The organism is Shewanella livingstonensis (assembly GCF_003855395.1).
GTDB lineage: Bacteria > Pseudomonadota > Gammaproteobacteria > Enterobacterales > Shewanellaceae > Shewanella > Shewanella livingstonensis.
Genome location: NZ_CP034015.1, coordinates 2,301,397 through 2,327,764, shown reverse-complemented (window position 1 = coordinate 2,327,764; position 26,368 = coordinate 2,301,397). Strand labels below are relative to the sequence as shown.

Annotated in this window: 18 protein-coding genes; 5 read left to right on the top strand and 13 right to left on the bottom strand. The window is 40.2% G+C overall.

All coding sequences use genetic code 11. The features are described from left to right. Positions 1-166 precede the first annotated feature (166 nt). From EGC82_RS10065 to EGC82_RS10045, 5 genes are all read left to right on the top strand, one after another. Positions 167-1,387 carry an acyl-CoA dehydrogenase family protein gene (locus EGC82_RS10065; RefSeq protein ID WP_124730638.1) on the top strand — a complete coding sequence of 407 codons (1,221 nt, stop codon included), beginning with the start codon at positions 167-169 and terminating at the stop codon, positions 1,385-1,387. A gap of 11 nt (positions 1,388-1,398) precedes the next feature. Next, positions 1,399-2,235 (top strand): SDR family oxidoreductase, encoded by an 837-nt coding sequence (locus EGC82_RS10060; protein ID WP_124730637.1) that lies wholly within the window; start codon positions 1,399-1,401, stop codon positions 2,233-2,235. After that, positions 2,235-3,302: a phosphotransferase family protein gene (locus EGC82_RS10055; protein WP_124730636.1), complete on the top strand. Its 1,068-nt coding sequence runs from the start codon at positions 2,235-2,237 to the stop codon at positions 3,300-3,302. Before EGC82_RS10060 ends, EGC82_RS10055 begins: the two co-directional genes overlap by 1 nt. Before the next feature lie 2 nt (positions 3,303-3,304). After that, a complete protein-coding gene (locus EGC82_RS10050; protein WP_124730635.1) occupies positions 3,305-4,006 on the top strand; it encodes a histidine phosphatase family protein in 702 nt (233 codons plus the stop codon). A 181-nt stretch (positions 4,007-4,187) separates the two neighbouring features. Beyond that, positions 4,188-4,937: an SDR family oxidoreductase gene (locus EGC82_RS10045; protein WP_124730634.1), complete on the top strand. Its 750-nt coding sequence runs from the start codon at positions 4,188-4,190 to the stop codon at positions 4,935-4,937. 290 nt (positions 4,938-5,227) lie between these two features. On the opposite strand, the gene EGC82_RS10040 is transcribed toward EGC82_RS10045, so the two are convergent. The 13 genes from EGC82_RS10040 to EGC82_RS09980 all read right to left on the bottom strand — a co-directional run bounded on the left by EGC82_RS10040 (position 5,228) and on the right by EGC82_RS09980 (position 26,180). Next, the gene (locus EGC82_RS10040) at positions 5,228-5,761 is read right to left on the bottom strand and encodes a cell division protein ZapC (RefSeq protein WP_124730633.1); all 534 of its coding nucleotides are present in this window, start codon (positions 5,759-5,761) and stop codon (positions 5,228-5,230) included. A 167-nt stretch (positions 5,762-5,928) separates the two neighbouring features. Then, on the bottom strand, positions 5,929-6,948 hold the full coding sequence (pyrD, locus tag EGC82_RS10035) for a quinone-dependent dihydroorotate dehydrogenase (RefSeq protein ID WP_124730632.1): 1,020 nt from the start codon (positions 6,946-6,948) through the stop codon (positions 5,929-5,931). Between the two features lie 61 nt (positions 6,949-7,009). Next, positions 7,010-11,857, bottom strand: a complete 4,848-nt coding sequence (locus EGC82_RS10030) for an NAD-glutamate dehydrogenase (protein WP_124730631.1) — start codon at positions 11,855-11,857, stop codon at positions 7,010-7,012. Positions 11,858-12,185: 328 nt separating this feature from the next. Beyond that, positions 12,186-14,492: an efflux RND transporter permease subunit gene (locus tag EGC82_RS10025; protein ID WP_124730630.1), complete on the bottom strand. Its 2,307-nt coding sequence runs from the start codon at positions 14,490-14,492 to the stop codon at positions 12,186-12,188. Between the two features lie 49 nt (positions 14,493-14,541). Next, entirely contained in the window at positions 14,542-15,552 is a 1,011-nt protein-coding gene (locus EGC82_RS10020; protein ID WP_124730629.1) for a WD40/YVTN/BNR-like repeat-containing protein, read from the bottom strand. Positions 15,553-15,607: 55 nt separating this feature from the next. Continuing rightward, on the bottom strand, positions 15,608-16,972 hold the full coding sequence (locus tag EGC82_RS10015; protein ID WP_124730628.1) for a DUF1329 domain-containing protein: 1,365 nt from the start codon (positions 16,970-16,972) through the stop codon (positions 15,608-15,610). Between the two features lie 13 nt (positions 16,973-16,985). Beyond that, positions 16,986-19,034: a DUF1302 domain-containing protein gene (locus EGC82_RS10010; RefSeq protein ID WP_124730627.1), complete on the bottom strand. Its 2,049-nt coding sequence runs from the start codon at positions 19,032-19,034 to the stop codon at positions 16,986-16,988. A 315-nt stretch (positions 19,035-19,349) separates the two neighbouring features. Then, positions 19,350-19,565, bottom strand: coding sequence for a DUF2835 domain-containing protein (locus EGC82_RS10005; protein WP_164839211.1), 216 nt, complete (start codon positions 19,563-19,565; stop codon positions 19,350-19,352). An 89-nt stretch (positions 19,566-19,654) separates the two neighbouring features. Next, on the bottom strand, positions 19,655-22,216 hold the full coding sequence (pepN, locus tag EGC82_RS10000; RefSeq protein ID WP_124730625.1) for an aminopeptidase N: 2,562 nt from the start codon (positions 22,214-22,216) through the stop codon (positions 19,655-19,657). 201 nt (positions 22,217-22,417) lie between these two features. After that, positions 22,418-24,469, bottom strand: a complete 2,052-nt coding sequence (gene prc / locus EGC82_RS09995) for a carboxy terminal-processing peptidase (RefSeq protein WP_164839121.1) — start codon at positions 24,467-24,469, stop codon at positions 22,418-22,420. Positions 24,470-24,490: 21 nt separating this feature from the next. Further along, complete coding sequence (proQ, locus tag EGC82_RS09990) at positions 24,491-25,102, bottom strand: RNA chaperone ProQ (protein WP_124730623.1); 612 nt, start codon at positions 25,100-25,102, stop codon at positions 24,491-24,493. 276 nt (positions 25,103-25,378) lie between these two features. Next, on the bottom strand, positions 25,379-25,837 hold the full coding sequence (locus EGC82_RS09985; RefSeq protein ID WP_124730622.1) for a GAF domain-containing protein: 459 nt from the start codon (positions 25,835-25,837) through the stop codon (positions 25,379-25,381). A 49-nt stretch (positions 25,838-25,886) separates the two neighbouring features. Continuing rightward, the gene (locus tag EGC82_RS09980) at positions 25,887-26,180 is read right to left on the bottom strand and encodes a YebG family protein (RefSeq protein ID WP_124730621.1); all 294 of its coding nucleotides are present in this window, start codon (positions 26,178-26,180) and stop codon (positions 25,887-25,889) included. Between the last annotated feature and the right edge of the window lie 188 nt (positions 26,181-26,368).

The following is a 26,368-nucleotide window of genomic DNA, read 5'->3' as shown; positions in this document are numbered from 1 at the left end:
CTCTATTGTAATTAAGTATCTTACACTTAGGTGTGAATTGAATTCATTACGGGTTGGCATGTTATTTCATTTCATTCACTCAAGCTACTGCGATATGCTGACAACATAATCAGAGCTCTGTCACATCATGATAATGATTGAGGCTTAGATAACATTGGATGCATACATGAATATTTACGCTACAGAAAAATCTCAACAATATTTAGCTAAAGTAAAATCGTTTATTGATCAATATATTCTCCCCATTGAAGCTGAGTTGTTAGCAGAAAACAGACGAATTAACCATAGCAGTGATTGGACTCAATGGCAGTTACTGCCACAAATTGAAGCCCTAAAAGTACAGGCTAAAACCGAAGGGTTGTGGAATTTATTTTTACCTGATACCACGTTAGGTCAAGGGTTAACATGTGTTGAATATGCACCGCTAGCTGAAGAAATGGGGCGTTCAATCCTGGCGCCAGAAATATTTAACTGTAATGCACCAGATACCGGCAACATGGAAGTGCTTTATCACTTCGGTGATAAGCAACAACAGCAACAATGGTTAACGCCTTTACTCGCAGGTGAAATCCGCTCAGTATTTGCGATGACTGAACCTGACGTCGCCTCATCCGATGCTACTAACATGCAAGCCACTATTATTGAAGACGGTGATGACGTAGTCATTAATGGCCGTAAATGGTGGTCAACGGGTTTAGGTCATCCAAACAGTAACATAATGATTTTTATGGGGCTGTCTTATACCGATGCCCCAAAACATCAACGACATAGCATGGTGTTAGTGCCTATAGACACGCCGGGCGTTAGTATCACCCGCATGTTGACCGCCTATGGTGACTATGATGCCCCTTATGGCCATGGGGAAATGGAACTCACTAACGTCAGATTACCAAAAAACCACGTCATTAAAGGGCTTGGAAAAGGGTTTGAAATCGCTCAAGGTAGACTCGGTCCTGGGCGTATTCATCATTGTATGCGCGCGATTGGCGCGGCTGAACGTGCATTATCATTAGCAATCGAGCGTGGTCAATCTCGCGTCGCCTTTGGCCAGCCGATTATCAAATTAGGGGGTAATCTTGAACGTATCGCCCAAGCTCGTATAGCAATAGATCAAGCCAGATTGCTCACCTTAAATGCGGCCTGGAAAATTGATAACGTAGGTGTAAAATTTGCTATGACTGATATTTCAGCCATTAAAGTGGTAGTGCCAAATATGTTAACTCAAGTCGTCGATATGGCTATTCAACTATATGGCGGTGCCGGCATGAACCACGACACACCGTTAGCTGGTTTTGCAGCAATGGCCCGTAGTTTACGCTTAGCTGATGGCCCTGATGAAGTACATATGGCCATGGTGTCCCGCCTTGAACTGGCAAAATACAAATAACGGTAAAACCTATGAATCAGATTAAACAACAGCAACATGTGGTGATCACCGGTGCCGCTTCAGGTTTAGGTAAAGCGCTAGCGTTAAAGTGGGCAAGTCATAATGCCGAAGTCTGTGTTGCAGATATTAATCAGCAAGCTGGTGAGCAGGTATGCGAACAAATAAAAGCATTAGGTGGTAAAGCATTTTTTGTACCCTGTGACATTACAAATGTAGACAGTATAAATGCACTTAAAAACGCCTTGCAGTCTCGATGGCAACATATCGATTTATTAGTCAACAACGCTGGTGTGGCAACTGCTGATAAAATTGAAGCAGAACCTATGTTGCAATGGCGCTGGATTATTGAAATAAATTTATTTGGCATCGTCAATATGTGCCAACATTTTGTACCACTTTTTAAGCAGCAAGGTTATGGCAGCATTCTTAATGTGGCATCACAAGCTGGCTTAACCCCTATTCCGTTTATGTCGAGTTATAACGCTTCAAAAGCGGCAGTAGTGTCATTGTCTGAAACACTGCGCTTAGAGCTAGCCGACGACAATATTAATGTCAGTGTATTATGCCCTGGATTTTTTAAAACTAATCTTGGCAGTAGCTTACGCACTCAATTGCCCAAGATGGAAAAACTCATGGGTAAGCTATTTGATAAATCACCGATAGATGCAGAACAAGTCGCTGACCTCGCTTATCAAGGCGAATCTAAAAAGCAGTTTTTGTTACTAACACATCAACAAGGTAAGCGCCTTTACCTTTTAAAGCGCTTGTTACCGCTACGCTGGTATTTTCATTTAGTATTGAAACAAACCCACCGACTAAGACAACTGTTAAAGGAGGATCAAGCGTAATGAACCAGCAATATTTAGATAAAGCCAAGTCAGTACGAACAGGTGAAGAACTTGACGTTGCTATTATTGACCCATGGCTCAAACAACACATTGCAGGTCTTGAAGGTAAACTGAACATTACCCAATACACAGGTGGCGCCTCAAATTGGACCTACTGTTTAACCTACGATAACCGTGAACTGATATTACGCCGAGCTCCAAAAGGCACCAAAGCCAAAGGCGCACACGATATGGGCCGCGAGTATCGTTTACAGCAAGCCCTTAAACCTGTTTACCCTTATGTACCCGCTATGCTTGCCCATTGCGAAGACAACAGCGTGTTAGGCACTGAGTTTTATGTTATGGAAAAGCTTAATGGCATTATCCCAAGGCAGAATTTACCTAAAGGTTTACAGGTCGATAAACAGCAAGCTAAAACCCTTTGTACCAACGTAATGGATTGTTTAATCCAATTGCACAAAGTTGACATTAATAAGGCAAACCTTACTCACATTGGCAAAGGTGAAGGCTACACTCAACGCCAAATTGATGGCTGGAGCGAGCGCTACACACAAGCAAAAACATGGAATGTACCTTCTGGTAAGAGTGTCATGGCTTGGCTACAACAACATAAGCCCGCACAAGAAACCATTTGTTTAACTCACAATGATTTTCGCTTCGATAACGTGGTGTTAGACCTTGATGACATCAGTAAAGTGAATGGCATACTAGACTGGGAGCTGGCTACGCTTGGTAATCCGCTAATGGACTTAGGCAATACCCTGGCCTACTGGGTAGAAGCTGATGATGACTTTTTAGCACAGATGACCCGTCGCCAACCAACACATCTTGATGGCATGCTAACGCGTAAACAAGTGGTTGAATATTATTGCGACAAAATGGCTATTACCATTGATGATTTTCGCTTTTATGAAGTATTTGGATTATTTCGCTTAGCCGGCATAGTGCAGCAAATTTATTACCGCTATCACCACAAGCAAACCCGTAATCCGGCGTTTAAACAATTTTGGATTTTCTCACATTATTTAATGTGGCGCTGTAAACGTGCAATGAAACAACAAGGATAGCCATGGCTAATATCTATTTAATCCGCCACGGCCAAGCCAGTTTCGGCGCCCAAAATTACGACAACTTATCGAGCTTAGGTCATCGCCAAGCCCGCCATTTAGGCGAACATTTTAATCAACGCGATATTCGCCCAACTCATGTAATTTGTGGCAACATGACCCGCCATCTGCAAACCCGTGATGCATGCTTAGCCACTTTATCGCCGCCTTTATTGCATGATTCATTACAAATAAGCGCTGATTGGAATGAATTTAACCATGAAAATGTCATTGCTGTTCATCGCCCAGATTTGGCCAAGCCTGAAGCCATGAAACAATATCTTCATCAACAAGCATCGCCTACACGAGCATTTATTGAGTTATTTAGCCAAGCTATTTATCAATGGCAGCAAGCACCCAATGCAAATGACTACAGTGAAACATGGCAACACTTTAGCCAGCGTGTCACCACAGGCTTAACACAATTAAGCACTCAAACGGGACAAGATGATACGGTATTTGTATTCACCTCCGGCGGCGCAATCAGCGCAGCCATAATGCAGAGTTTATCAATACCCGGCGCACAATTTTTCAATATTAATAAACAGATAGTCAATTGCAGTGTGACGCAATTACAGCTTAAACAGCAGCGATTGAGTTTAATCACTATGAATGAACACGGCTTTTTTGATGGATCGCAGCGACATTTACACAGTCTGATTTAAGCCTGATAATACACTCAGAGTGATATATGTTACGCCATGAAAGTGAATAATTTTACAACTAATATTACAACTAATATTACAACTAATATTACAACTAATATTACAACTAATATTACAACTAATATTACAACTAATATTACAACTAATATTACAACTAATATTACAATAATAAAGAGACATTATGAAACGGACAAACATACTGATCACTGGGGCGAGTTCTGGTTTAGGCCGCGGTATGGCGATTGAATTTGCTAAACAAAACCATAATCTCGCACTTTGCGCTAGACGAATGGACCGCCTTGAAGCACTAGAACAAGAGTTACTGGTTATAAATCCTAATATCAAGGTATTGATTAAATCACTTGATGTAAACGATCACCTACAAGTGTTTGAGGTTTTTAGTCAGTTTAAACAAGAGTTAGGGCAATTAGATAGAGTGATTGTTAACGCAGGTATGGGCAAAGGAGCCTCAATAGGCACAGGCTTTTTTGCTGCCAACTTACAAACTGCGCAAACCAACTTTATTGCTGCTATCGCCCAATGTGAAGCAGCGATGGCCATTTTCCGTGAGCAAAACAATGGCCACCTTGTAACCATTTCATCCATTAGCGCTGTTCGTGGTTTTAGACGTGCAATGACCGTTTACGCTGCCACTAAAGCTGCGATAACTTCACTATCAGAAGGCATTCGCATCGATGTGATGAACACACCTATAAAAGTCACTTGTGTGCACCCAGGGTTTATACGTAGCGAAATAAATGAAAAAGTGAAAACTGTACCCTTTATTGTCGATACTGAAACGGGTTGTAAAGCGATGGTAAACGCTATCCAAAAAGAAAAAGCTAATGCGTTTGTGCCGAGTTATCCATGGGCTATTTTACATTGGATATTACGTGTTGCCCCGCTTAGTGTTATTCGTAAAATGAGTTAGTACGCTGGAAAACTCGACAATGACCATTAGATTAACCGAACAAAGTGTTGGTTTTACGTTGTCGGGTATTGCAGGTATTTCTATTAGCTAAAGCCGTTAAAGACGGATTAAAAAAATTGATCAACAGTTAGTGATACGCAGAAATAATGTAGAGATGTAAAATTAGAATACAAATCAATGTGACTATGGACATGAATATTAGGAAAAAATTAAGGAAGGTTCTTCGTCGCTAAAGAGAATATAATCAAGCTGTCAACATCATAAAAAAGCGATTTTAGCTTAACGATTAACTACGCCGCGACGACTTGCTTAGCTTTACGCAGTGGATGCAAACGGTTATGCATCACTTTTATGGTATCAAATTGTGCCAATGATTTACTTTCAGATAATTGACAGTATTGTGACAAAATCATCACAGTTGCTGCTTGTAATCCATTTTCAACAACTAATGCTAAAACTTTTGAGTAGCCACAATTGAGTTGAAACAATTTACCCACTTCGCAATAAACACATTCATCACTAACGTCAAAAAACCAAGATTTTGGCATTTGCGATTGTAATAAAAAATGAGCAGCAGTGGCATTTAGTGCGGTTTGTACAATACCTGCATCTGAAATATGTAACACCTTAGGCAGGGTTTCGAGCATTTTAATATAGAATTTTACGTGTTCAAGATTAAATTCAGCTGCCTTTAATGCATCTGGAATTAATATTTTTGGTTTATATGGGGTTAAGAACTCCATCTCGGAACCTAACGAAATGCTCAATAACTTCAAGCTTCCATTATATTCCCAACGCCAGTCCTTGTTTGGCATTAATAACATGACTATTTACACCTAAATGTTAAACACTTATGCATAATAGATTATTTTTCATCCAATATCAAAATTTAATTATAAATATGACATGAATTTCATAGTGTTAGGGCGATCGAACGATCTTACACTCGATCGCGGCATGATTTTTGATCGATAAAAGCGTATTTTAGTCGCTATTTTGTACAATAAGCTCTAGCGATCTGATCAATTAGTTTAGGTCCTTGATAAATAAAACCTGAGTATATCTGTACCATGGTTGAGCCTGCGTCAAATTTAGCTAAAGCATCTGCGGCAGAATTGATCCCACCCACACCAATGATCGGGATCTTTCCTTGTAAACAGATCGCTAATTGCTTGATCACTTGGGTAGATAAGTCAGTCAAAGGTTTACCGCTCAAACCACCCATTTCTTCGGCATGTTTTAAACCGGTAACGGCATCTCGACTTAATGTGGTGTTAGTCGCTATAACACCATCAAACTGATTACTAAGTAACGACTCGGCAATGGCTTTAATTTCGTCAGAGCTTAAGTCTGGGGCGATTTTCAGCGCTACAGGTACATATTTACCGTGTTTAGCAGCTAACTCAGTTTGTTTAGCTTTGATTGAGCTGAGTAAGTCATCAAGTAACTCACCGTATTGCATTGAACGTAAGCCAGGGGTGTTAGGAGAAGAGATATTAACTGCAATATAACTGGCATATTGATACACTTTTTCCATGCAGATCAGGTAATCATCTTTACCCTGCTCTACCGGGGTATCTTTATTTTTACCAATATTGACACCAACCATAATGGCAGACTTTTTAGCCATTAAATTACGGACCAGATTATCGACTCCTTTATTGTTAAAACCCATTCGATTAATAATCCCTTGAGCAGGTTTTAATCTAAATAAGCGAGGCTGATCATTACCGGCTTGTGGCCGTGGCGTTACCGTACCGACTTCAACATGGCCAAAACCCATTGCATCAAAAGCATCAATTGACTCCCCGTCTTTGTCTAACCCGGCAGCTAAGCCAACAGGATTAGGAAACGTTAGTCCCATACAGGTTACTGGAGCAGACTTAACCTGCTGACGATAAAAACAATTTAACGGATTGTTACCCGTCATTTTCAAACTGCCAATCGCGATATTGTGAGCTAACTCAGGGTCCAACTGAAACATTACTTTTTGTGCGAGTTTATAAAACATGTTTTCTCCTAGACCTAAAAAAAACCCCGGCAATTGCCAGGGCTTATTCACATTATAAAAACTACTTCTGACCTACGCAATGCAAAATCAGCAAATTCAGTTCTCGTAAAGCGACTGAGAACTTCGCAAATTCATGGGTTTGAGAAACCTTAAAATCTGCTAGCATGTGATACCATCTTTCAAGCAATGGCTTATTTAGCGTAATCCATTGATTAATAACACTATCGGCATCACAAGTATCAGTACAAGTACGTAATACAGCTGAGCTTAATGCACGTTGCTGCCAATCAAGCTCTTCTCTGAAAGCAGCACGAGCAAGTGCTTGCCAGTGGTTAGCAACAGGTTGAGCACTGATTTGAGCTAAGAACCAATGTAGCTCCACTTTAGCACCTAGTTTAAAGTATGTTTCTGATACTAACTCAAGTGACTTATTCTCAATTTGCGCAATTTGAGCAATGTCTAACGCAGAGAATAATGTACTCATTTTAGCCACAACTTGTGCAACATCTTGAGGAACATTCTCATTGGTTAACGCAGTAATTTCAGCAGATATCGCTTTCACTTCAGCGGCAATCATATATTGATCGACATTGGCTTTAAGCTGTTCAAATACTGGCTTAAAGAACGCAACAGTTTGGTCAATATCATGAGCTCGATTACGATGACGAATAAACCAACGACATGCGCGACGCATATTACGACGTAATTGGTGTAACATTTCTCCTTGCACATGTGCAGGAATAATACCGCTTAAATCAGTAATGGAGGTTGTTAATTCATCGAGACCGAAAACTTCTCGAGCCATAGTGTAACAAATAGCTGCTTCAGCAACTGTTGCACCGGTCTCATCTTGCATACGTTGTACAAAATTAAAGCCCATATCATTAACCAATTCATTGGCTAATGACGTTGCAATAATTTCACCACGCAAAGGATGTGCGGTCATTTTATCCGCGTATTTTGCTTGTAACTTTTTAGGGAAATAAGCTACGAGCAATTTACTTAAGAAAGCATCTTCAGTGATTTCAGGCGTTACTAGCTGCTCTTTAAGTACCATCTTAGCGTAAGCCACTAATACTGATAACTCAGGACGTGTTAGTGCACGGCCATTGGCTAAACGTTCAGCTAAGTCATCATCTGTTGGTAAAAACTCGAGCGCACGATCAAGCTTGCCGTCTTTTTCAAGATATTGAATAAAACGAATTTGCTCTTTAAGCTGTGCTACACCGTGAACTTGGGTAACTGAAATAGTGCGAGTCTGATCTTTACAATCTTTGATCACAATCTCGCTGACTTGGTCAGTCATATCTTCAAGTAAACGGTTACGTTGTTTAACGGTTAACTCACCTTCAGCAACCAAGGTATTCAAGAAAATCTTAATGTTAACTTCGTTATCAGAACAATCTACACCGCCAACGTTATCAACAAAATCGGTGTTCATGCGGCCACCATTAGCGCAGTATTCAATACGGCCTAACTGAGTACAACCTAAGTTACCACCTTCCCCAATAATTTTGGCACGAATTTCTTTACCGTTAACACGTAATGAATCATTGGCACGATCGCCTACCTCTGCGTGTGATTCTTTACTCGATTTAAGGTAAGTACCGATACCACCGTTCCAAATCAAATCTACTGGCATTTTCAGTAGCTCTTTCATTAGTTCGATAGGATTCATACTATCTTTATCGGTATCTAGCATCTGCTTAATTTCTGGCGTCAATTTAATTGACTTAGCAGAGCGTAAGAATATTCCACCGCCTTTAGAAATCAGTTTTGCGTTGTAGTCTTCCCAGCTAGAGCGAGGCAGTACAAACAAACGCTGACGTTCTGCATAGCTTTGTTCAATATTAGGTGTTGGGTCGATAAAGATATGCATATGGTTAAATGCTGCAACCAATTTAGTTTGCTCAGATAACAACATACCATTACCAAATACGTCACCGGCCATATCACCGATACCTAACGCACTAAATGGTGTAGTTTGGCAATCAACACCGATTTCGCGGAAATGGCGTTTAACAGACTCCCATGCACCGCGTGCAGTGATACCCATTTTCTTATGGTCATAACCGTTACTTCCGCCTGACGCAAAAGCATCACCTAGCCAGAAGTTATATTCAATCGCAATCGCGTTAGCAATATCGGAGAAAGTTGCGGTGCCTTTGTCAGCTGCAACTACCAAATATGGATCGTCTTCATCGTGACGGACAACATCAGCTGGCGGAACAACTTCACCGTTAACAATGTTGTCAGAAATATCTAATAACGCACGGATAAAGATACGGTAACATTCTTGCCCTTCTGTAAATATAGCTTCGCGACCACCTTCTGTAGGCAGTTGCTTACACACAAATCCACCTTTTGCGCCCACAGGTACAATCACGGTGTTTTTAACTTGTTGTGCTTTTACTAAGCCTAATACTTCGGTACGGAAATCTTCACGACGGTCCGACCAACGCAAACCACCACGAGCCACTTTACCACCGCGTAAATGTACCCCTTCAACTCGAGGCGAATACACGAAAATTTCAAATTTAGGCATCGGCTTAGGCATTTCTGGAATTAAGCTCGGTGCAAATTTAAATGAGATACAGTCTTTTGATTGGCCGCTGATTGCTGTTTGATAGAAGTTGGTTCGCAATGTGGCGTTAATTAAATCTAAGTAACGGCGAATAATACGGTCGTCATCTAAACTTGAAACATCATCAAGCTGTATGTTCACTTGCTCTAAGAACTTACTTAAGGTGCGCGTTTTTAGCTTAGGATTAAACTTACGAATAAACATCTTCACCAATAAATCCGCAAGTTTCGGATAACGGCTGAACGTTTCTTCGATATAAGATTGACTAAACGTGGCATCAATTTGACGCATATACTTAGCATACGCACGCAAAATGGACACTTCACGACCACTTAAGCCCGTTGAAAGTACCATGCGGTTGAAGCCATCGTCCTCTAACTTCTTTTGCCACACTTGCAACAAAGCCGTTTGGAAACGATCTTGACTGTCAGCTAGGTTTTCTGTCGCAGCGCCCTGTACTGTCATTAAGAAGTCTAAAATCCAGAACGTTGCACCATCATTAGTTTTCACTTCATATGGACGTTCATTGATCACACGTAAACCAAAGTTTTCAAGCATTGGCAGTACGTCAGACAAGTGAATTGGTTCATCTTTGTGGAACAGTTTTAAGCGAACTTTATTGTCGTTTAACGCCGACTCTTGTGGCTGATAGAACAACATGCCTAACTTATGATTATCATCCAATGCTTCTAGGTGCTGCATATCAACAACCGCAGAGCTTGGTAATACATCATCTTTGTAGCTAGGTGGGAACGCATTTAAATAACGTTTTGTAAGTCCTGTACCTGCTTGTTCACCTACAGCGTTATTTAACGCTGTGTGTAATTTGTCATCCCACGAGCGAGCAGCTTCGATAAGATTTTTTTCAATAGCGGCCACATCAACATCCATATTGTTATTATCAACTTTGATAATATAATGAGTTCGAGCCAAAGTAGACTCTGAAAAGTACGTGGTGAACTCAACATCTTCATTACTCTGGAAATGCTGCGCCAGAATACGTTGAGTGTCTTGTCGTAGCTTAGTGTTGTAACGGTCTTTAGACACATACACTAAACATGACAAGAAACGTCCATAACCGTCTTTACGCACAAACAACTTTAGCTTATCGCGATCTTGCATTTCCAATACACCATAAGCAATATTCGATAGCTCTGGATCTTTTGCTTGGATTAGCTCATCACGGGGTAAGTTCTCAAGAATGTTCATTAACGCTTTGTAGTCATGCGAGCGTGGTGCTAGCCCTGAATTATCCAGGATCCGTTGCACTTTCTCACCCAATAATGGGATCTCACGTGGGCTACGGTTATAAAGATTTGAAGCATATAAGCCAATGAAACGATCTTCACCAATGACATTACCTTTTTTATCGAAACGTTTAACACCAACATAGTCTACATAAGCCGGACGATGTACACGGCTTTTAGCAGAACTTTTGGTAAGAACGAGTAAGCTTTCATCTAATGCCTCTTTACGGGCTGAATCTGATAAACTTGATAGTAATAAACCACGCTCACTGTGTGAGGTTTTTGAACGGTTCATTAGTCCTAAGCTAGATTCCATATTAGGGACAAGCTCAACATCGCCTTCTACGCGTTTTAAATCATAATAACGGTAGCCGAGTAGAGTGAAATGGTGATTATTTAAGTAATTTAAGAAATCAACTGACTCTTGAAGTTCCGCTTTCTCCCCAGGAAACGGACGTAAAGGTAGTTGCTTAATCGTATCGGTTAAAGTTTTTGACATTAATTGCCAATCATTGACCGATGCGGCGACATCAGCAAGGACAGATTGAATTTCTTTCTCAATCGCCTTAATGTCAGCATCACTATTTTGCTTGTCAATTTCGACTAAGAATACTGCAACATTATTGCTGCCATCTGTCGCTTCATTGACAAATGACACATCTGTCACATTGTTGTTATCACCACGCATAACGGCTAATGGCGTATGTAACATCACATGAGCTGTTATGCCCATACGATTTAATGCCATTGAGAGTGAGTCAACCAGGAAAGGCATATCAAGTTGAATAACCTCAATAATACTGTGGGTTGACTGCCAGCCATGTTTTGCTTGGCTAGGATTAAATACACGGATGTGTGTTTTATCCTGTGCCGTTTTATTCAGCGCATTCCAAAGGCTCACTACTGCACCATATAAATCACTGTCATTACGAGCATTGAGATCGTCTTTTGACATATGGGCGTAGAGGCAATTGGCAAATTGCTCAACTTGTTTGGCTTGAGAATGAGGGATTTTTGTGTGAATTAAATTGACTACATTTTCCAGTAGTACTGAAGGCATTGCATCTTTCAAGGCCATGTTGCAGATTCCTTAAGCGTCTATGGCAGCGCTCTTATCATTATATGGATGCTTCGGCTTGTTGATTCTGTCGGTCCGAGTCATTTTGTGTGTAGCACGTAAATAACTGTTTTTCGTTTAACAAAAGAAACTCATATTTGAGATCTGGTGCAAAGTTTATTACTAAATTGCTGCTATATCGAGGAAAATTTTAGTGGTACATCCTCTATAAATCCAGTCGGCAGCATAGATTGACGTTTAAAATGACATTTAAGTCGTTTGCACAGAGTAACTATGCAAAACAAAAAAGGGAGCTAAGCTCCCTTTTTTATTTAACTACATGTTTTAGTTATTTTTTTCGCCAAAACATCGCTGAAAGTGCTGGTAGAATAATAATTGCTCCCAACATATTCACTAAAAACATAAATGTTAGCAAAATTCCCATATCCATTTGGAATTTAAGGTCTGAGAAGAACCAAGTGCTCACTCCAATGGCTAACGTTAGGCCAGTAAAGATAACCGCACTACCTCGTTCAACGAGTGCTTCGAAATACGCTTGTTGCACCGGCATGCCATTACTGAGTTTATTAGACATGGTCGACAAGATATAAATCCCGTAATCCACGCCAATACCCACACCTAATGCAATCACCGGTAAGGTACTCACCGCTAAACCAATATCAAGCAAAGTCATTAATGCTTGCGCTAATGTTGATACCACATAAAGTGGAATAATTACCGCAATCGTCGCTTTGAGTGACTTAAAGCTAATTAAACACAGTACAAATACAGCGCCATATACATATAGCATCATGGGTAGCTGAGCTTCGCTCACGGCTTCATTTGTAGCAGCCATAACGCCAACGGGACCAGATGCTAACTTAAACTGTAAAGTATCGGAGTTAAGTTGTGCGGCAACCGCTTTAACTTTATCAACAACAACTTCAATAGTTTCAGCTTTATGGTCTTTTAAGAACAAGTAAACTGGCATAACCGAGCAATTACTATTAAGTAAACCCGATGTTGTCGGTACTTGGCCAACAGCTTGGACTAAACTCGCGGTGGTACGCGGTAAAATCTCCCACTTAGGGTTGCCTTCGTTAAATCCAGCATTCACTTTCTTAGCAATAGATGCCAAGCTTGCCGTTGACTCAACTCCAGGTGTATTTGCCATCATCCATTCGAACTGATCAATCTGAGATAACAATGAATGATAAGTACAAGCTTCTGGTGTCGCTTCTACAATCACAGACATGACATCAGTTGTAATTGAAAAATGTTTGGTGATAAAGAAAGTGTCTTGGTTATAACGAGAGTCTTGATGCAGTGCAGGCGCCCCGCCCTGTAAATCACCAATTTGCATTTTAGACGCTTGTTGAAAACCTACCGCGTAAAGTATCGCAGTCGAAATCAACACTATAATGGCATATTTAGGGGTCGCAAATTTAGACAAAGCACGCCAAATATTTTCAATCTTTTGACGCTTTGCAAGACTGTCTTGCTTACTCGGTAATTCAAAGTATGAAATCACCAACGGCAGTAAAATTAGATTGGTTAAAATAATAACCGCCACACCTAATGAAGCCGAAATGGCCAACTCACGAATAATACCAATATCAATTGAAAGTAAGGTTAAAAAACCTACCGTATCAGATAATAGCGCAACACCACCAGGCACTAATAAGCTACGAAATGCAGACGCTGCAGCAGCTTTAGTTGTTTGGCCATCAAGCACACGACGACGTACAGCATTGATCATCTGTACCCCGTGACTGACACCAATAGCAAACACTAAAAACGGCACTAAAATCGACATTGGGTCTAAACCAAAGCCAACTACGGTTAATAAGCCTAATTGCCAGAATACGGCAACCAAACTACACACTAGTGGCAAAACAGTCAGCACTATCGATTTTGAAAATAAATACACCATCACAGCAGTAATCGCAATAGCGATTAAAAAGAATAGCAGTACGCCTTTAGCGCCCTCAGCAACATCTCCGGCCATTTTTGCAAAACCGATGATATGAATTTTAATCTTATCGTTTTCAAATTTGCCACGAAGCTCTTGTTCTAATTGATTGGCAAACGCAATTGTATCAATGGCTTCACCCGTTTGTGGGTCAAACTCCATTAACTGCGCAGACACCATGGCAGAGGTATAATCGTTGCCGATAAGACGGCCTACAATGCCGGCTTTTTCGATATTATCACGCACAACTTTCAGACCAAAGTCGTCATTACGAAAATCAGCTGGGATCACCGGACCGCCAGCAAAGCCGTCTTCTACAACTTCGGTAAAACGAGTTGAAGGCGAAAAAAGTGACTTAACCTGAGAACGTTCAACACCCGGAATAAAGAATAATTGATCGTGGACATTTTTTAATGCATCAAAAAATTCTGGATTAAATATGTTGCCACTCGAGTCTTCAACCGCAACCATAATGCTGTTAGCACCACCAAAATCTTTTTGGTGTTTGGTATACGTTTTCATATAAGAGTGATTAAGAGGAATATTTTTACTAAAAGCCGCATCCATTTTTAATTGGCTGGCTTGATACCCTAAAAAAATAGTAATAAAAATAAACGAAATGATGACCCATTTCCGATTACGAAATAAATGAGATTCAAATCCATTGACCAGTTTTTCTAACATCTTTTCGGCCCTATTATTGTTGTTTTAATTGTCCAGTTTAACCAAAAGGTTAATCAAGCTGGAACAGTCCCTTAGAACCGGCAAACCATAGCTGGCCTTTGCTGTCTTTAGCAATAGCCACAATATTTTCACCTTGGCGTCTAGCAACTATGGTTGCTTTACCATCATCAACAGACAATACAATGCCAGCATTACCGACTAGGTATAAGTCATTATTAGGTGTAATAAGTGCGCTATTAATTGATGATTGAACAGGTAATTCCACTTCTTGCCATGCCGATAGACTTAAGTCCGACTTAAACACATGACCGCGGAGTCCCATCACATAAACATCATCACCAACAGCAATGGCATTAAACATTGAGCCGTCATAATCAAAATTAGTTTTAGCGAATGTATGGCCATTGTCATCCGATACCGCCACCATACCAAGCTCACCCACCAATAATAACCGCTTATCTTTCAGACGAATTAGACGGTTGAAATGAGGTAATAAAGACGAACGCTCAGATAAATACAATGCTTCATCTTCTGCTTTGAGCTCATTTAAATAAGCCACATCTTCTTCAAAAAGTAGTTCCTGGTGAAATTCTTCTTGCCACGTTTTACCGCCATCAGCAGTGCGATAAAATAATCCATACGCACCCACCGCAATACCATCAGTCGCAGTATAAAAACGGACATCTAAAAAAGGTTTTTCAATATCAGCAGACTGCATCTGTACAGACCACGTTGCACCACCATCTTGAGTATGAATTATGGTTGCATCATGACCGACTGCCCAACCTAGTTTGTCGTCGAAAAAAAACACTTTCGTTAACTGAGACAGTACAGGCGTCGCCACTTGATGCCACTGATTATCATCTAAAAGCAACACATTACCACGCTGACCGACTGCAACAAGTTTGTCGCCCGCATTGGCAATATCAAGTAATAAAGAGGATTGAGCTAAGGGTTGAATTTGAACAGAAAGAGGATCGAGCTGGGCATCTACTGAAGTAGTATATAAACATGCACTAATCCCAATCGCCACAACACTGCGAAGCATGCTAAACGTCATACAAACTTCCTTTACAATTTATAGGGGCGCTAAATAAGCGCCCCTTTTAGGCTTACTAACGAATACCAGCGCGTCGTAACGCATCTGGGGTAAAGTTAGCTTCAGAAAGAGACGCATCAAAATTATACATGCGACCTTCATTGTCTAAACCCATCGCTAAGTAGCGACGTGATTGCAGATCATGGAATACTTCTAACGTACTCCAAAGCGCAGGCACTTCATAGTAGTTAATAAGATGAGCGACACCAACACGATAAAGCTCATCGCGGTTATCGTATATATCAGTTACTGCTACTTGCCATGAATCTTCATCAATATAAAACACGCGAGTTTTATAGGTATGACGCATGCCTTCTTTTAAGGTTGCTTTTACTTCCCATACGCGATGTTTTTCGTAACGAACAAATTCAGGATTGATATGACCAGGTTTTAAAATTTGGTCATACTTCAACGAATCTGAATGTAATCGATAATCATTGTATGGAATATAAACTTCTTTCTTACCCACTAATTCCCAGTTATAACGCATTGGAGAGCCGTTAAACATATCGAAATCATCGGTTGTTCTTAACCCATCAGAAACAGTACCTGGCGTATCAAAAGCAACGTTAGGAGCTTTACGAACGCGACGCTGTCCAGTGTTATAAGTCCAAGCTTGTCGTGGAAGCGCTTCTTGATCCATGGTTTCTTTTACAAGAAGTGCAGTACCCGCTAATCGTGCTGGTTGGGTAACAACTTGCTTAAAGTAAAACAGTGTATTGCTTTCTTTTAACTTCTCTAAAGTCACTTCAGGGCGAGAATATTCAAAACGAATTTCCTCGGCATTTTCAACCAAAGTATAAGAACCATTAGACATAGGCGCAGCTTGGCTACGATACGTTTCTACATCAACACCGCGATAACGTAAAATATGATTCCAAATCACTTCTAAACCACTCGAAGGGATAGGAAATGGCACACCAATAGTCGCACCAGCAATACCATTACCATCAGACACTAATTCAGCTCTAACAGCATTGGCTTTGGTGGCATCATAAACATACTGAGGCACTGCTGCAGTACGACGACTTTCATACACATTCATTTTGTAAGTATCTGGGTATATTTCAAATAATTTGTTCTGACCCGGAGTTAAAAATTCAGCGTATTGCGCTTTGTTTGCATTGGTAATGGTAAATAACGTTTTGTCACTAGGGAATGGATCTGGATGATGCATGCCCTTGGTGTAACCCGCGATAGGCTTGCTGATACCGCCATTCCAAGCAGGAATTGAACCGTCAGCATTAGCCGCTTTTTCTGCACCCAAAGGGGTCAATGTTGTACCCAATTTGTCTGCATCAGCTTGTGATACTTTCGCCAGCGCAGCAGGTGCACTTAGTGCCATCATCACTGCTGCCGATAATATCGTCAGTTTCTTCATTATAATTATCCTTTTAGATCGAATACTTAACATTGAAAGAGATGTAATCTCGATCTGTCATAGCATTTGTTGTTCCTACACCACCAAAAAAGCTGTTGTAAGAAATATCTGCGCCCCAACGACTTTGATAATCAAAGTTTACACCCAATGCTACAGACTTTCTGCCTTCTGTGAACAAGAACATTGGATCAGGCGTAATACCGTCAACATCATGCGAGAAAATCACACGAGGATACATGTTTATGCCCGCAAACACGTTGTTAAAGTCAGCTTTAGCTACTAAACGATAACCCCACGCAAAATCAGTTGGGAATGGATTAGTTTCTGGACCATTATGCAAAGCTGCAATAATACCCGTCATTTCTGGATTACCACCAGAACGAGCTGTCCCTGGACCATTCAAACGTAATTCATCAAAACCAGGCATATCATGGATCCACACACCACCCACTTCAGCCAGCATGGTTAAGTTATCTAAACCAAATGTTGGACCAAATAGATGTGTAAAGGTCATCTGCGCTTGAGTTGTATCGGTAAGTATATAACCCTCAGCGTTTGCGCCAGGAGCCACGTTATCCATTTGTGAAATACCATCTAAATCAGGACGAAGACCTGCATTTGCTAGCTGTTGAGGCATCGCTAAGAAAAGTAATTCAACGTCATCTATCTGCAATGGCTCATCAACACGATGAGAAATTTCACCGGCAACAGATGTATCACCCACTAAGGTATTAAAACTAAAACCATATAACTGGATATCTTCAGGATAAACAATTTGTGATTTAGTAAAGGTTTCCATACTTAATAGCAGTTCACGGTCAATAACCCCGCCGCTTTGAGCTAAACGACCATAGTCTCGACCAATAGCATCCGCAGTGAAATTAGAAGCAGTACCGCTAATAATTGGACGACGGCTGTGGTAATTCATGTAATACAAACCAAACTCAGTTTCACCTAACTCTGGCGAGTAATAGCCTAACTTAACACCAAATTGACCATCATCACTTGGATCCGCAGCATCTTCTACGAGAGCTGTTTTTGTCGAATAAGACAGCATATAAGCCGCATACGCTGAATTAAACCCACTGGCAGCAGCTGCTTCATACAAACGAGAGTATTCAGCAATAAGGAAGTCTTGGTTAATATCTGGATTAGAGTTGAAGCCTAATTGAGCATTTTGGTTGTAGCCACCATAACCAGCAAAATCATTGGTAGCAAAGTTTGAACCCGGTGTAGGGATCCAAATTGGTTGCCAATCATACTGATAAAATGCTTCAAGGTTTAAGTTTTCAGATAAACCTAAAGATGCCCAAACCATGCCTTGAGGACGGAATGCTTCTTTAAGCTCTGCACCAGGTGCATTGAGGATATTTAAATCTACAGCATTAATTTCGGCAATACCGTGAGAAATTAAGGTACTTTCACCCCAAGAAACAACTTGGTTACCCACACGAACACTTAATGGGTTGGCACCGTCATTTAAATCCCAGTTGCCATAAACAAACGCATCTAATAAGCGAACGTCTTTACATTGAACTTCTGAGGCTTTTTTATCTTCACAAGGATCGAACTCTTTACCGGTTAACGGATCATTAAATCCATAATCACCGTTATTGAGTTTGCGATCGTAGAAGTACATACCACGTAAGAAGACACCGTAGTTTTCATACTTCAATGATAGTTCATGAAGACCCTTAACGATCTCAGAAGTAGTATCACCTTGCGCATACAACAAATTACTTAAATCATTGTTGCTTGAATAAGAACCTGGCTGAGCCCAAATTTCTGTAGATGTGTATTTGGTTGAACCAAAGGCACCACCAAAGGCAGAGTAACCAGACCAATCAAATTGTGGTTGATTGACCTTACCGATTTGATCATTCCAATCACGGTCTGATACACGCCAACTCGCACCTGCGGTGAAAGTAGAGTCAAATGTACCTCGTACATCACCCCAATCGAAAGAAACGGCTGAGGCTGAAGTGCTCATCCCCAAACATAATGCCGACACCACCCCCAAAGCGAGAGCCGACTTGTTAAATCTTTTTTTAACAATATTCATTTTAGTTCATCTCCGTAACCTGTTGGATTAGTTGTTATAGGAATTTAACCAACATCTTGTTAGCCCACAGGCAACACCATTGTTACAGCATTTAACTATATTGAGCAAGGTCAAAAAAAAGAAAATGTTCAAGAAAATTAACGATGTCTGGCTAAATATAGCAAAATAAAACCAGCCTATATTTGAATTAACACAGACGATAAAAATACAATCATTTCACTATTAACGAAAAAAGATTATTTTCATATACTTATAAATATTCAAGCAGGGTTACTTCACACATAACGAATCAATCAAACGTTTGAAGTAAATACTCTATAATTTATTAAGTGATTTGAAATTCCCCTCTGAACTAAGGACTAATTTAAACTGTCCATGAATACCTTGAGGGGTTAAATAAGGTCTAAAATACTTACCATTGATGTGCAATACTCGACCTTGGTGGTCTCTCACTTGCACTTTTTCTGCAAGCCCTTGGTAATAAGGTAAAAATGCTTCATAACTCACGTTAAGAGAAAATAATAACTCCATCATTTACTCCAAAAAAAGGAGAGCAAGCTCTCCTTTTAACATACTAAACAAATTGATTCATCATGCGAGATAAATTACAGTTTGAGTCATTATTCAGCTAAAGATTTAGTCACTTTCTCGTATAAATCATTCGACAAATCAGGTAGTGATTTTAACTCTACTAAACACTGTTTCATTAATTGCTGACGCTGCTGATCAAATTTAGCAAACTGAATTAATGGAGTGATCATTCGTGATGCTACTTGTGGATTAGACTTATTCAATTTGACTAATACTTTGGTTAAATAACGATAACCTTCACCATCAGCTCGATGAAATTGATACGTGTTTGCCGCAGCAAAAGCCCCAATGAGCGACCGAACTCGATTTGGATTAGAAAAACTGAAACTGCTATGTTTAGTCAGCGTTTTAATTTGTTCTATTACATCATCACTATTGATTAACGCTTGTAAAGTAAGCCACTTATCCATGACTAAAGGCGTGGATTCCCACGTTGACTCAAAGTCATTTAATAACATAGGTAAACAGGCTAATTTAGCCGTGGCAGCTGCTTTCAAAGCACCTAAACTATCAGTCATGTTTCTAGCTGAATAATATTGTTTCTCGACCAACGATTGATGAGTATCTGTAACTTGGCATAATAAAGACAAAGCAATGTTTTTGAATGCGCGCGCACCTGAGTTATCTACCAGCAATAGCTCTCTATAACGTGCTAACAATTCATCTTCACAAGCTGATGCGAGTTCCTCAACAACAAATTCTCTGGCTTTTGCCAACGCATCTAAATCAACCTTATCCACTTGCTCAATTAATGCTGAAGCGCTGGGAATAGATAGAATTTCTGCCGCTAAAGCTTGGTCTATATTAGCGTCTAAAATAACACCTCTGAAGGCTTCTACCACACGAGTATCAACCATCATCACTTTTTGCTGTTGCAACTGTGCAACGTTGTTCCATATAGATTGACTAACTAGTTGTACTGATGCTTCCCAGCGCGCCACTTCACTAGAGGCATGACGCATAAGATGAACCAGCTGGTCAATCGTAAAATCGTAAACCAATTTAACGGGTGCAGAAAAGTCTTGCAGTAAAGAGGCTGTAGGCGCACTTTCTAGTTCATCAAACACAAATGTGTGGCTGGCTTTAGTGACATCTAGGACTTTATTGACAATGGATTGCCCTGAACTGTCCAATAACTCAACACTGAACGGTATATGTAGTGTTTGGCCCTTTATACCTTGTGAAATTACTTGTTGAGTAATCGTTAAGTGATACTCGCCTTTGTCTGCATCGAAATGGTCTTTAACGGTGACAACTGGCGTACCAGCTTGACTGTACCAACGACGGAATAAGGTTAAATCTTTACCGCTGGCATCTTGCATCGCATTAACGAAATCATCACAGGTTACCGCTTGGCCATCATGACGTTCAAAATAGCACTTCATCCCCGCTTGGAAGCCATCTTCACCCAAAATAGTGTGCATCATGCGGATCACTTCAGCGCCTTTATCGTACACTGTCACAGTGTAGAAATTATTCATCTCAATCACGCTTTCTGGACGAATTGGATGAGACATAGGCCCTGCATCCTCAGCAAACTGTTGATTTTTCATTACGCGGATAGCTTGGATTCGATTGACAGCACGAGAACCCACATCGGAACTAAATTCTTGATCGCGAAAAACTGTTAGGCCTTCTTTTAAACTCAACTGAAACCAGTCACGACACGTCACTCGATTACCGGTCCAGTTATGAAAATACTCATGACCAACAACAGACTCAATACCATGGTAATCGTCATCTGTAGCACTGGCTTTGTCAGCAAGAACGTATTTAGTATTAAACACATTCAAACCTTTATTTTCCATCGCGCCCATATTAAAAAAATCAACTGCTACAATCATATAAATATCAAGATCGTACTCAAGACCAAAACGGGTTTCATCCCATTTCATTGATTTTTTCAATGAAGCCATTGCGTGATCAGCTTTGTGTAGGTTACCTTTATCAACAAAAACTTGCAGTTTTACTTCTCGACCAGATTGAGTGGTAAAACTGTCGTTAAGCAAGTCAAAGTCACCTGCGACTAATGCAAATAAGTAACTTGGTTTTGGAAATGGATCATGCCATTTTACAAAATGACGCCCAGATCGTGGCATCTCACCTTTATCAACTAAATTACCGTTACTTAATAAGAAAGGAAAGGCATGTTTATCCGCTTCAATGCGGACACTATAAATAGCCAGAACATCGGGTCTATCTAAGAAGTACGTAATGCGGCGAAATCCTTCAGCTTCACACTGAGTACAATAAGCGCCGTCTGACATAAAAAGGCCTTCAAGGCTAGAGTTAGCCTCAGGGTCAAGTGACGTAACCACCTCTAATTCAAACTCATTTTGGTCAGTGCTAATCATTAGTTGGCTATCATGCTGACGATAGTTAGCCGCCGAGCCATTAAGCTTGACTGAACTAAGCGAAAGTTGTTCACCATCAAGCACTAAATCATGCTGATGTTCACCATTACGAATAACCTTACTAATGGCTGTCACTTTGGTATTTTTTCCATCAAGAATAACGTTCAAATCTACATGGGAAATAGTGAATGCAGGCTTGGTATAATCTTTTAGGTGTTTTTCTTGCGCTTGGTTCATACAGGATCCTTTGAATGATACTAATACCAGTGCGGATAAGTTTTCGTGTGCATTGTATCGAACTGGTATTATTTTTAGTTAACCTCACTCGGATTAAGAGATGAATAAGTAGGGCTAAAAAACAATGTCAGACCTACTGAGGTTAGTTATTATGATTAAGAAAAAACGCGCCTAAGCGCGTTTTTTTACAATAACAAAAAATTACTTTGAAGTTGTTTTAGCTATCTTTTCTGCATCTGCCATATCAAGAGTGATATAAGCAGTTTCATCTAAAAAGGCATCCGGCAACTTACTGTCATCGGTTGTTTCAATATCATCAAGAGACTTAACAATAGCTAAACCATCGTGCACTCGACGAGCATTTACTCGATCTAAAGCGCGCTTATCATCATCTTCACGAGAAGCTAAACGTTCACTCTCAACTAACGATATTGTTTTGTCTTTATGATGTTTTTTAAATTCAGTAATGTCTTGGTAAATGTAACTGAACTCTACATCCTTGCTAATACGCTCTTGATGTTTAACATCAAGATTACTGATCAACATTGGCGTAATATTGCCTAAGGTAGTGTATTGAGCAACAGGCACCTTGTCCCATGGTAGAGCATTCTCTTCTTCTGACTCGCCATATTCGCCAGCCTCTAAAGCACTTGGAAAACGAACATCAGGTGTAACGCCTTTTAATTGAGTGCTGCCACCATTAATACGGTAAAATTTAGCAATCGTATATTGTACGTGACCAATAGGCTTTTCATACATATCATAAATTCGACCTAGGCTCTTATGCTGCTGAACGGTTCCTTTACCGAAGGTAGACTCACCCACAATAAGTGCACGGTCATAATCTTGTAAAGCTGCGGCAAAAATCTCTGATGCTGATGCACTGTAACGATCAACCATCACTGTTAATGGGCCGTTATATGCACTTTTTCCATCGTTATCACGGTTTTGATTAACGCCGCCATTAGCATCGCGAATTTGTACAACCGGTCCCATATCAATGAATAAGCCTGTCAGTAATGTGGCTTCTGTTAACGCTCCGCCGCCATTACCACGAAGATCAATAATAATGCCTTCAACGTTGTCTTTTTCAAGTTTAGCAATTTCTTTAACCACATCTTGCGACAGATTCATATAAAACCCAGGGATTTGGATCACCCCGACTTTACGATTGGCATATTGACCTTCTTTCGGCTCAACTACTTTTGAGGTAGCTGCACGGTCTTCTAAACGAATTTTATCTCGGGTAATAACCACTTCAAAAGGTTTGGCATTCGCGCCACCTTTTTTAGGTAAAATTTGTAATACGACTTCGCTGCCTTTTGGCCCTTTAATCAAGTCAACAACATCATCTAAACGCCAACCGATAACGTCAACAACATCACCTTCTTTTTGACCAACACCGACAATTTTATCTTCAGGAGATAATTTTTCGCTGTTGGCTGCTGGCCCACCTGCTACTAAACTTTTGATAACAGTGTAGTCATCATCCATTTGCAACACGGCTCCAATGCCCTCAAGACTTAGATTCATTTCCATTTGGAAACGTTCTGCATTACGAGGTGATAAATAACTGGTATGCGGCTCAACACTACGAGCAAACGCATTCATTACCGTTTGAAACACATCTTCGCTTTGGGTTTGGCTTAAACGTTTAATAGCATTGTTATAACGTTTCTCAAGCACTTCAACAATTTCAGGCCATTTTTTACCCGTTAATTTTAGGTTTAATGCATCGTATTTAACACGTTGACGCCAAAGTTCATTAACTTCTGCTTCATCTTTTGGCCATTGCGCATCTTTGCGATCAAACTCATAAGCATCACTGGCTTTAGTAAAATCAAACTCTTTATCAAGTAAAGACAAAGCATAAGCAAAACGCTCATAACGACGTTTTTGTACTAGGTCGTACATGGTAAATGCAGGGCTAATATCACCTGATTCGACCATATCATCAAACTGGTTTTGATATTGACTAAAGCTCGCAACGTCTGCCGCAGTCAGCACATTACGACGATAATCAAGTTGCTCAAGAAAACGGGTATATATTTGCTCAGAGAAAGCATCATCAAGGTTAAAACGATGATAATGCGAGCGAGTAAACAAGGTTGTTACTCGCTTGCTAGCCACTTTATGCTGTGGCTCTTGTGCTAGTTTAGGTAACTCGCTGATTTGAATCGTTGGTGAAATTGCCCATGCCGAAAAGCCGACAAATAAACTGGCAATTGACGCGGCCAAGGTAAGTTTTCGCATCAACAAGTACTCCTTAAATTTCTATAATAGTATGTGCTCTGCACGTACTTTAATGGACAGGCCAGAATCTAACTGAACATGCACATCTTCTTTATTAATATCAGTCACAACACCTGGTACTGGGGTAGCACCCAACTTAACATTAACACGTTGTTTTTGTTTTAAATCTTCAAGCTTAGCAGGCACAAGTTTAATCACTGGAGCCACAACAGGTGCAGGACGTTCTTTTTTAACGGCTGGAGCACGTTTAGGTGCCACTTTCTTGGCCGGCTTTTTAGGTGCTAAGGCTTGACGTTTTGCTTTGGCTTTATCTTGGCTTTCTTTAAGCGTCAAAATAGCATGGTCAATATGCTCCTGTTCTAATTCAGCACATTCATTACCGTCAAGATCAATACGTTTTGCACCTGCTTTAACGCCTTTCAAATAGCGCCAGCTGCTGGTGTAACGACGAAGCGCTACACGTAATTGTGTTTTACTGACTTTAGAATCATCAGCTAACCGTTCAGCCAAATCTTGAAATAAACCAATTTTTAATGGTTTAGTTTCACCTTCTGCAATAAAGCATGAAGGAAAGGTTTCATATAAATACGCTAAAATTGCGTTGGTGTCGGTCAACTTGTCTGTTGATTCCATTTTTACTTCCACGTTAATAAAGGGACTGATTGTGCGGCATAAGATTTGCCATGCAGTCGTTCATCTTTCATTAAACCTTACTGTTAAGGCTCAACATACAAAATATCACTATCCGCTAGTTTGCTAAAGTCATTGAAACAAACCTTAACAATTTAACTAAACATACTGTCAGCTTAATCATCACTCATCAGTAAATCCAGCACAAATGCGTATAGGGCACATTATAAAGCCCGCGACAGCGAATGCGACCATGATTTAATCTAATTTGTTCGCTATTTAACCAAATAAGCAAGTTTCGAAACTTTTTACCATGTTTTCTAAACCAATTTGATCATCTTCATCGAAGCGATTCAATAATGGGCTGTCAATATCTAACACTGCCACTACTTCGCCCTTCTGTAGAACAGGGATGACTATTTCAGAATTACTGGCAGAATCACATGCGATATGGCCATCAAATTGATGAACGTCGGCCACCCGTTGAGTTTTATTTTCTGCAGCGGCAGTGCCACAAACCCCTTTACCAATATTGATACGTGTACAAGCAACTTTACCTTGGAAAGGGCCTAATACTAATTGTTCACCACGCTTGATGTAAAAACCAGCCCAATTAAGGTCGGTTAAGTTGTCATTTAGCAATGCTGAAAAGTTTGCCATTGCCGCAATCAAATCATCTTCACCTTCAAGTAAAGCTTGTGCCTGACGATTTAATGTTTGGTAAAATTCGGTTTTCATTTCTATTCCTTAAGCTAACATTCACTCAAATAGTAAGTGATTAATGCGGCTATTCTGCTGATGTATTTTTAGCAGTCGTTTTTTTGGTTTTAGCTGTAGGAGCGTTTTTAACCTGTACTGCGCCTTTTAGCAAGTTAGAAAGCTCATCTTTATTGTTTGCTAGATAAAATGCTAACTGTTCGCATTTATTTTCATCAAGCCCGAGATCTGCCTTAATAAAAAATGGCACTAGGTTATCGGAAATATCAAGCATCTTATCGTAGGCATCAGCCTCTTTCTTCGATATAAATGTCATCTTTTCCACCCCTTCTCTGACCACGACAAATTGGGTTATCACTGCCATGATGTAATCCTCACTGTTTTTATATACAGTGTATAGAATCTCACATAGTTAACTTATGATGCAAGTGTTCTGATTATTCTGATATTATCAAACTCAGAAAATTGAGATTGTTTACCAACAGATTCATTTATCTGCCAATATAAAGCAAAGTAGAGACTAAGTTCTTTGTGTCCCAATAATGTGTTTCA

Excerpts from the sequence above, each read along its gene's own strand:
- EGC82_RS10015 (WP_124730628.1), bottom strand. The coding sequence starts at position 16,972 with ATGAAGAAACTGACGATATTATCGGCAGCAGTGATGATGGCACTAAGT.
- EGC82_RS10065 (WP_124730638.1), top strand. The coding sequence starts at position 167 with ATGAATATTTACGCTACAGAAAAATCTCAACAATATTTAGCTAAAGTA.
- EGC82_RS10030 (WP_124730631.1), bottom strand. The coding sequence starts at position 11,857 with ATGGCCTTGAAAGATGCAATGCCTTCAGTACTACTGGAAAATGTAGTC.
- EGC82_RS10010 (WP_124730627.1), bottom strand. The coding sequence starts at position 19,034 with ATGAATATTGTTAAAAAAAGATTTAACAAGTCGGCTCTCGCTTTGGGG.
- EGC82_RS10050 (WP_124730635.1), top strand. The coding sequence starts at position 3,305 with ATGGCTAATATCTATTTAATCCGCCACGGCCAAGCCAGTTTCGGCGCC.
- EGC82_RS10005 (WP_164839211.1), bottom strand. The coding sequence starts at position 19,565 with ATGGAGTTATTATTTTCTCTTAACGTGAGTTATGAAGCATTTTTACCT.
- EGC82_RS09980 (WP_124730621.1), bottom strand. The coding sequence starts at position 26,180 with ATGGCAGTGATAACCCAATTTGTCGTGGTCAGAGAAGGGGTGGAAAAG.
- EGC82_RS09985 (WP_124730622.1), bottom strand. The coding sequence starts at position 25,837 with ATGAAAACCGAATTTTACCAAACATTAAATCGTCAGGCACAAGCTTTA.
- EGC82_RS10025 (WP_124730630.1), bottom strand. The coding sequence starts at position 14,492 with ATGTTAGAAAAACTGGTCAATGGATTTGAATCTCATTTATTTCGTAAT.
- EGC82_RS10060 (WP_124730637.1), top strand. The coding sequence starts at position 1,399 with ATGAATCAGATTAAACAACAGCAACATGTGGTGATCACCGGTGCCGCT.
- pyrD (WP_124730632.1), bottom strand. The coding sequence starts at position 6,948 with ATGTTTTATAAACTCGCACAAAAAGTAATGTTTCAGTTGGACCCTGAG.
- prc (WP_164839121.1), bottom strand. The coding sequence starts at position 24,469 with ATGCGAAAACTTACCTTGGCCGCGTCAATTGCCAGTTTATTTGTCGGC.
- proQ (WP_124730623.1), bottom strand. The coding sequence starts at position 25,102 with ATGGAATCAACAGACAAGTTGACCGACACCAACGCAATTTTAGCGTAT.
- EGC82_RS10020 (WP_124730629.1), bottom strand. The coding sequence starts at position 15,552 with ATGACGTTTAGCATGCTTCGCAGTGTTGTGGCGATTGGGATTAGTGCA.
- EGC82_RS10055 (WP_124730636.1), top strand. The coding sequence starts at position 2,235 with ATGAACCAGCAATATTTAGATAAAGCCAAGTCAGTACGAACAGGTGAA.
- pepN (WP_124730625.1), bottom strand. The coding sequence starts at position 22,216 with ATGAACCAAGCGCAAGAAAAACACCTAAAAGATTATACCAAGCCTGCA.
- EGC82_RS10045 (WP_124730634.1), top strand. The coding sequence starts at position 4,188 with ATGAAACGGACAAACATACTGATCACTGGGGCGAGTTCTGGTTTAGGC.
- EGC82_RS10040 (WP_124730633.1), bottom strand. The coding sequence starts at position 5,761 with ATGTTATTAATGCCAAACAAGGACTGGCGTTGGGAATATAATGGAAGC.